Here is a 7,046-nt window from a genome sequence, read left to right on the forward strand (position 1 = left end):
CGTTAGAACTTCGCCAGCGGGTTGGTGACGTGGGGCATTTTCGGCTTCGCGGTATAGGCGTTCTGGCGATATTTATCGAGCGCCGCGCTCATCATGTCGGGGATAAATTTCTGCATATTGGCGCTGGCCGGGACGCCCGCGCCGGCCGCGAGCTGCGCCATGCCTTCGATCGCCTTCATATCAGACGCGACAACGCCCTTGGCGCTTTCCTGCATCATGGCGCCGAGCGTGGCGGGATCGATCTTGTTGCCGGTGGCAGCGCTGACCTTATCGATGACGCCGGGATCGGCCTTGGGGAGCGCGGGCAGATAATCGCCCTTCGTTGCGTGCGGCAGCGGTGGCTGGCGCGCGGCCTGCACCGCGGGTTTATAGGCGGTTTGCTGTGCCGCCGCGGCTTCCGCCACCTTGATTTCCTTTTCCTGCGGCGCGGCTTCCGCCAGCATGGTGGTTTGCGCGCCCGCCGCATCATCCATGTGCGGTGCGTTGAATTGCGCCAGCTTGCCGTGCATGTTGGACGCCAGCATGGTCACAGGCTGCTGGCCCGTATCCTTGCCGAAGATATCGGCGACCATGATTTCGCCCATGCTGTGGCCGTCATGGCTTTCTTCAAATGTTTGCCCGGCCATGCCCATCATGCCGCCGAGCACGCCGCCGAACAGGAAGCCGCCCGCAACGCGGGCCATGCCGCTTAACTGGTCGCCGGTGGCCTTGCGGTATATATCGCCGATTACGGGCAGATGCTGAAGCGGGTTGAGCGTATCGACCAGATCGTCGAAAGAAACGCTTTGCACGTTTTGCGGCAGATGGCTGCGATCGATCTTGCCGACGCGGATTTTATGCGCGGGCGCCGTTTCCTGCAGATTGTTCGCGCCCTGTACCGCGCGGGCGGGTTCGGCCTGCGCCGCCTGCACGGCGATACCCGTTTTTTCCGCAGCCTTTTGTGCGGCGGCTTGTGCGGCGGGACGCGCGAAATTGGTGGCCTGGAGCCATGCTCCCTGGCTGTGGCGCGCTGCTATTTTACCGACGACATGCATAAGTGTATTTCTCCCCGCCCTTTTATCTGCAAGCGCCGTGCCATAGGCCGGATAAAAAATTGTCATATATATCAATATGATGGATATAATAACAAAATGCCCCGTGCCGTAGATGGGGCTGCCCGCTGTCCGCAAGGGGCAATTTTTGCCGCTCCGGGCGGAGGACGCCTATAATCGCGTTCATGGCTCATATTCTTTTGATCGAAAGCGATGCCGCGCTCGCGGCCTGCCTTAAAACCGCGCTTGAAGCGGCGGAGCATCGCGTGAGCTATGCGCGCAGCACAGGCGATGCCGACAAAACGGCCGGTGCGGCGCTGGCCTTGATCGGGTTCGGCGGGCGCGAAAAAAACGCGCTGCAATTTTCCGGGCCCGTCATCGCGCTTGGAGCGCCGCAAGACGGCGCGGTCGAAACGCTTGCGCCGCCGGTGCGGCTTGGTCACCTGATCGACCGGATCGATTATTGTTTGCGCGCGCACGGCGCCGCGCCGCGCCCGGCGTTGCCGGTTGGCGCCTATCAACTTGACGTGCATGCCAAGAAATTACGCCGTGCCGGCGGGACCGCGCTTGAGCTGACGGAAAAGGAAGCCGCGATTTTGGCGGCGCTGGCTGCGCAGCACCCGGCGGTTGTGCCGCGCGATAAATTGCTTGCGGCCGTATGGGGCTATAACGAAAAGATCGATACGCACACGCTTGAGACCCATATTTACAGGCTGCGGCGCAAGCTCGAGGATGCAGGCGAGCGTGCGGATCTTCTGCTTTCCGACAATGGCGGCTACAGGATAAACGGGTAACGCGATGCGGTTTTTTCTGGCGGCTTTTCTGGTTGTTTTGCTCGCGTCCTGCGCCACATGGCAAAGCGATCCAACGGTCGGAACACGTTTCATCGATATCGGTTTCGCGCACACCAAGGAGCGCGTGCGCGTGCAATATGCGACCGACGGCAGCTATGACGATGCCGCGCTTGATAAAATCAGTTATTTGATGCGCGACCATGTTACGGGCGAGGTGCGGGATATCGATCCGCGCCTGATCAATTTTATTGTCGATATCCGCCGCCGCCTTGCGCTGCCTGAAGACATGCCGATTGAAGTGCTTTCCGGTTTCCGTTCGCCCGAACGCAACGCCGAGCTGGCGAAACATGATCGGAATGTCGCGCGCGAAAGCTGGCACACCAAGGGCAAGGCCGCGGATTTCCGCATGAAGGGCGTTTCGGGCAAGGCGATCGCCGAGATCGCCAAGACCGCACAAAAGGGCGGCGTGGCCTATTACCCGAAAACCAATCACGTGCATGTTGATATTGGCGGAATTCGCAGCTGGAAAGCCAAATAACCCGGCTTTGCGCGCCACCGACGGGGCGCTGGACTCGCCCGCCGCCAATCTGCTAAACCCCTCACTTCCATAAAAGGAAAGCCGCATGCGGCGGGGGCGATTAGCTCAGTTGGTAGAGCAGCTGACTCTTAATCAGTAGGTCCACGGTTCGAGCCCGTGATCGCCCACCATTCCCTTTCCTCAAGATGCCCGGTCCCGGGGTTTATCGTATGCTGACCCGCCTGCTCCATTTTTTGCCGCCCGAAGCCGCGCACCGCGCCGCCGTTTTGGCGCTGAAATACCGTATTGCACCCATCTATAGCGCGGCGGACGATCCGGTGCTGGCGACCACGGTCGCGGGCATGAAATTCACGAACCCGCTTGGCATGGCCGCGGGTTTCGACAAAAACGCGGAAGCGATCACCGGTACGCTTGCGCTTGGTTTCGGGTTTACCGAAGCCGGCACGGTGACGCCGCGCGCGCAGCCCGGCAACCCGCGCCCGCGCGTGTTTCGCGTGCCGGAAGCGCGCGCCGTGATCAACCGCTACGGGTTCAACGGAAACGGGCTGGATTATTTTGTCGCGCGCTTGAAAAAGTTTCGCGCCCGTAACCGCAAGCCGCGCGGACTGGTCGGCGTCAATGTCGGCAAGAACAAGGACAGCCCCGAAGGCAGCGCCGATTTCGTCGCCTGCGTCAAGGCCGGCGCCGCGCTCGCGGATTATCTGGTCGTGAATGTTTCATCGCCCAACACGCCGGGCTTGCGCGGCCTGCAAAACAAGCAGGCGCTGGCGCAGCTTTTATGGGACGTGAAGCGCGCGCGCGATGCATGCCCGGCGTTGCCGCCGCTGTTCGTGAAGCTTGCGCCCGATTTGACACCCGAAATGCTTGAAGATATCGCGGGCGTGACCAAGCAAAGTGGGATCGACGGCATTATCGTCACCAACACAACGATAGATCGCCCCGCCAGCCTGCCGGCGTGGGCGCAGGCGGAGGCCGGCGGGCTTTCGGGCGCGCCGCTGAAGGATATGGCGCTTGACGTGCTGCGCCGTTTGTACCGTTTGACCGAGGGGCGGACACCCTTGATCGGCGTCGGGGGTATCGAAAACGGCGCGGACGCCTATGCGCGCATACGCGCCGGCGCTTCGCTGGTGCAGGTTTATACCGCGCTGATTTACGAAGGGCCGGGGCTTGCCGCGCGCATCAAACGGGAGCTTGCGGCGCTTCTCAAACGCGACGGATTTGCCAGCGTTGCTGCGGCGCGCGGGGCCGATGCCGGCCGTTAAAGGACGGGCCCGAGGGCAAGGAAAGTTAAAATCCCCACACCCGGAATGGCCATAAAACCCTTTAAAAACGAGGTTTTTGGCAAAAATGACACAGCCCGCCCGGTCTTGCGCGGGGCGTCTTGCGGCTGTGGCCTAACGCCTCGCTTTCTGCTTGAATTGCTGTTACACAGGGTTTGGCAAAGGTGCCAGGCACCGCCCTCTTCTTAACGTTCCTTCTTAACTTTCATGGAGTTAGTCATGATCAAGCTGCCTCTCGGGTCAATCATTATGGCGGGCATGCTTCTGCTCGCGAGCGCCGTTCCGGCCAGTGCCGGCGACGGTCTCGATGTCGTGCGCGATACGCGCGGCGGCGTTGTCACCAGCGCCAACGGCAACTGCGTCCGCACCAAGTGGATGACGGACAACAGCATTTGCGGCGCCATGGGCCGCGAAAACCACGTGGTTTACTTCGGCTTCAACAAGTCTTCGCTTTCCGCCGACGCCAAGGCCAGCCTTGATGCGCTTGCGGCTCAAATGCAGGGCAGCGAAAAGGTGACGGGCGCCAAGATCTATGGCTATGCCGACCGTATCGGCAACCCGGCCTACAACGAAGCGCTTTCGATGAAGCGTGCCAAGGCGGTGCAGAGCTACCTGTCGAAGAAGGGCGTCGTGAACTCGCGCGTCACCCAGACCCGCTGGTTCGGCGAAAACGTTCCCGCCACCAACTGCTCGGATGCGCTTTCGCATGCCGCGCTGGTCGCGTGCCTTGCGCCCGACCGCCGCGTCGAAATCGAATTCGAATACGCGATGTAATTCCGGAGCGTCCGTCCCGCAGGGACGGCGCGCGGTTAAACACAGGACGGCCGCCCGCGGGAAACCGGGGCGGCCGTTTTGCATTTGCCGTATTTTTGTGATTTTCGATTGCGCGGCGCTATGCGGGACGTATCAATGTAGTGATGCGGCGCAACGGCCGGACAATCATGGTTAATGTCGCCGCGCGCGCAAGAAAATTATAGTTAATATTGTGTATGCGCGATTTGTGCACGGTTATAGCCTTGTGCGCGCAAAAGATTCTGGTCTAGAAAGACAACCGATGAAATCATTTGCCGCCAAGCCTCGGGCGGCGTCATGTCTGATCGTGCCGATTTTTAAAAGGAGACATTTGGTATGCGTCCCGGATTCAAGACCCTTCTGCTCACCCTCATCGCAGTTCTGGCATTGGGCGCGACACTCGCGCAGCCCGCCGCGCAGGCGCTTGCCGGCGACAAAGATCGTCATGAAAGCAACAATCATCATGGAAACGACAGTATAATTTCACGCCATTTCGGCAACTACCCGGTGCAGGGCGATCATCGCTCCTGCGGCCGTGCGCGTCCGGGCAAGCATTCCACCGTGGCTTGCCGCAAGGGCGATAACCGCCGCGGCGAACCGATCCGCTTCATGTATCGCGGCCAGAACAAGTGCTTTATTATCGAAAACTATTCGCGCAACGTTTATTTCGTGCCGCTGCGCACCGAGCGCGAATGGGATGCGTTCCGCCGCAATTGTCCGCGCGACGTTGTGATCCGCGAATGCCCGAAGACGCCCGAAGGCGCGATCGACGGCATCTGCGGCACCGCCAATGGCGAAGCGACCGAAGGCATGCCGACGCAAAACCTTTGCCAATCCGGCCATGCGGGCGACATGGGCACGACCGGGGACGGTTGGGCCTGGAGCTGCTTTGGCGACCATGGCGGCGCCGACGCCGGTTGCTGGTCGATCAAGAATGAAGTGGTGGACGGCGGTTGCGGCCCCGTGCACGAGCAGACGCTGACTTGCGCGCCCGGCCAGACCGACGGCGAAGAGCTGTGCGATACCGGCTTTGGTTCCGAAGTTGCGGGCAACGGCCCGTGGACCTGGACCTGCGAAAGCGTCAATGGCGGTACCACCGCGAGCTGTATCGCTTATAAGGAAGAAAAGACCGACGGCCGCTGCGGCGATGCCGCCGGCAAGTATGTCGGCAGCAAGCCGATGGCGGGGCTTTGCGCCGCGGGCACGGCTTCGACCGTATTCGGGCACGGCCCGTGGTACTGGTTCTGCAGCGGTGAAAACGGCGGACACAAGGCACATTGCGCCGCCGGCAAATCAACCAAGCTTGACGGCGCTTGCGGTGCTTCGGCCGGTATGACGCTTGGAAACGCGCCGCACGATTATTTGTGCGACGCCGGTACGGCATCGGATGTTTCGGGCAACGGCCCGTGGAGCTGGACTTGCAATGGCGCCTATGGCGGCGCGAACGCGAGCTGCAGCGCCATCAAGGCCGCGCCCGTGAACGGCATGTGCGGCCCGTCCAACGGACAAACCGTGCAAAATAAACCCGCCATCGGCCTTTGCGATACGGGCGAAGCCAGCAACGTGCTTGGCAACGGCCCGTGGAGCTGGAGCTGTGCCGGTGAAAACGGCGGCGCGGATGCGCAATGCGGCGCCAACAAGACGGAACCCGTGAACGGCGCCTGCGGCCCGATGAACGGCCAGACATTGATCAGCGCGCCTTCGACCGGCCTGTGCGCCACGGGCGCTGCGAGCGGCGTTTCGGGCAGCGGCCCGTGGAGCTGGAGCTGCACCGGTACGAACGGCGGCAGCAATGCCAGCTGCTCCGCCAGCAAGGCGGTTGCGGTGAACGGCACCTGCGGCCCGTCCGACGGCAAGTTGTTTACGAGCAAGCCTACAACCGGCCTGTGCGCCGTGGGCGCGGCGGGCAGCGTTTCGGGCAGCGGCCCGTGGAGCTGGAGCTGCATGGGCGCGAACGGCGGCGGCAACGCCAGCTGCAGCGCGAAGAAGGATGAAGGCGTGGTCAAGCTGGCTGCCGGCGGCGGCGGGCTGATCCAGTGGGGTGCCTATCAGAACACCAGCGTTGCCGGCTTCAACTGGGATAACGCGATGCATGTGTGCGCCGCCGCGGGCTATGAATATATCGTGGCCGCGCGCGGACCGAACGGCCGCGGCGATTGCAGCGGCTGCAACTGGACCCTTTGGAGCAACCCGGGCCATCCGCCGGTTGCACAGTTGCCCAACTACAAGATCCCGGCTGCCAACAGCGGCAAGTGGTCTGTGCGCGGACAGGGTAGCTGGTCGAGCGCGAGCGGGCTGGCCAATGTCTGGTGTTCCAACAGCCCCGGCCAGCGCGTTGCGCCGGATTGCAAGGGCGGTTCGCAAACCGCCACCGTGCAACAGCTTGTTACACCGGAAGTATGCACACGCACATGCGCCCGTTGCGCATTGACCTGTAAGCCGGCGGTTTACAAGAATGTTGCTGTGACCTTGAACCTGCCGGACGGCTATTGGTCGGATTACAGTTACGGCTTGCCGATCACGACCGTTCATCCGAACGATAACCGTGCGATCCATTGGGGCGCCGACGATTACGGGGTTGCGGCTGTGTACTACACGAAAAGCAGCCTTG

At 61.9% G+C, this 7,046-nt stretch carries 6 protein-coding genes and 1 tRNA gene; 6 read left to right on the top strand and 1 reads right to left on the bottom strand.

Annotated features, from left to right (window positions below):
• Window positions 1-2 precede the first annotated feature (2 nt).
• Window positions 3-1,100, bottom strand: coding sequence for a hypothetical protein (locus GC131_02945; GenBank protein ID MBI1273027.1), 1,098 nt, complete (start codon window positions 1,098-1,100; stop codon window positions 3-5).
• A 116-nt stretch (window positions 1,101-1,216) separates the two neighbouring features.
• On the opposite strand from GC131_02945, the gene GC131_02950 reads away from it, so the two are divergent.
• The 6 genes from GC131_02950 to GC131_02975 form a co-directional block, all read left to right on the top strand.
• Window positions 1,217-1,825, top strand: a complete 609-nt coding sequence (locus tag GC131_02950) for a hypothetical protein (protein ID MBI1273028.1) — start codon at window positions 1,217-1,219, stop codon at window positions 1,823-1,825.
• Between the two features lie 4 nt (window positions 1,826-1,829).
• Window positions 1,830-2,363: a DUF882 domain-containing protein gene (locus GC131_02955; GenBank protein ID MBI1273029.1), complete on the top strand. Its 534-nt coding sequence runs from the start codon at window positions 1,830-1,832 to the stop codon at window positions 2,361-2,363.
• A gap of 94 nt (window positions 2,364-2,457) precedes the next feature.
• Window positions 2,458-2,533: transfer RNA gene (locus GC131_02960), tRNA-Lys, on the top strand.
• Window positions 2,534-2,548: 15 nt separating this feature from the next.
• The gene (locus tag GC131_02965) at window positions 2,549-3,625 is read left to right on the top strand and encodes a quinone-dependent dihydroorotate dehydrogenase (GenBank protein ID MBI1273030.1); all 1,077 of its coding nucleotides are present in this window, start codon (window positions 2,549-2,551) and stop codon (window positions 3,623-3,625) included.
• Between the two features lie 225 nt (window positions 3,626-3,850).
• The gene (locus GC131_02970) at window positions 3,851-4,417 is read left to right on the top strand and encodes an OmpA family protein (protein MBI1273031.1); all 567 of its coding nucleotides are present in this window, start codon (window positions 3,851-3,853) and stop codon (window positions 4,415-4,417) included.
• A 354-nt stretch (window positions 4,418-4,771) separates the two neighbouring features.
• A partial coding sequence (locus GC131_02975; GenBank protein MBI1273032.1) for a hypothetical protein occupies window positions 4,772-7,046 on the top strand: 2,275 nt, incomplete at its 3' end.

Source organism: Alphaproteobacteria bacterium (assembly GCA_016124955.1).
In the GTDB taxonomy this organism is placed as follows: domain Bacteria; phylum Pseudomonadota; class Alphaproteobacteria; order UBA9219; family RFNS01; genus RI-461.

Coding starts and splice junctions, on each gene's coding strand:
- GC131_02955 (MBI1273029.1), top strand. CDS start 1,830: ATGCGGTTTTTTCTGGCGGCTTTTCTGGTTGTTTTGCTCGCGTCCTGC.
- GC131_02950 (MBI1273028.1), top strand. CDS start 1,217: ATGGCTCATATTCTTTTGATCGAAAGCGATGCCGCGCTCGCGGCCTGC.
- GC131_02965 (MBI1273030.1), top strand. CDS start 2,549: ATGCCCGGTCCCGGGGTTTATCGTATGCTGACCCGCCTGCTCCATTTT.
- GC131_02945 (MBI1273027.1), bottom strand. CDS start 1,100: ATGACAATTTTTTATCCGGCCTATGGCACGGCGCTTGCAGATAAAAGG.
- GC131_02970 (MBI1273031.1), top strand. CDS start 3,851: ATGGAGTTAGTCATGATCAAGCTGCCTCTCGGGTCAATCATTATGGCG.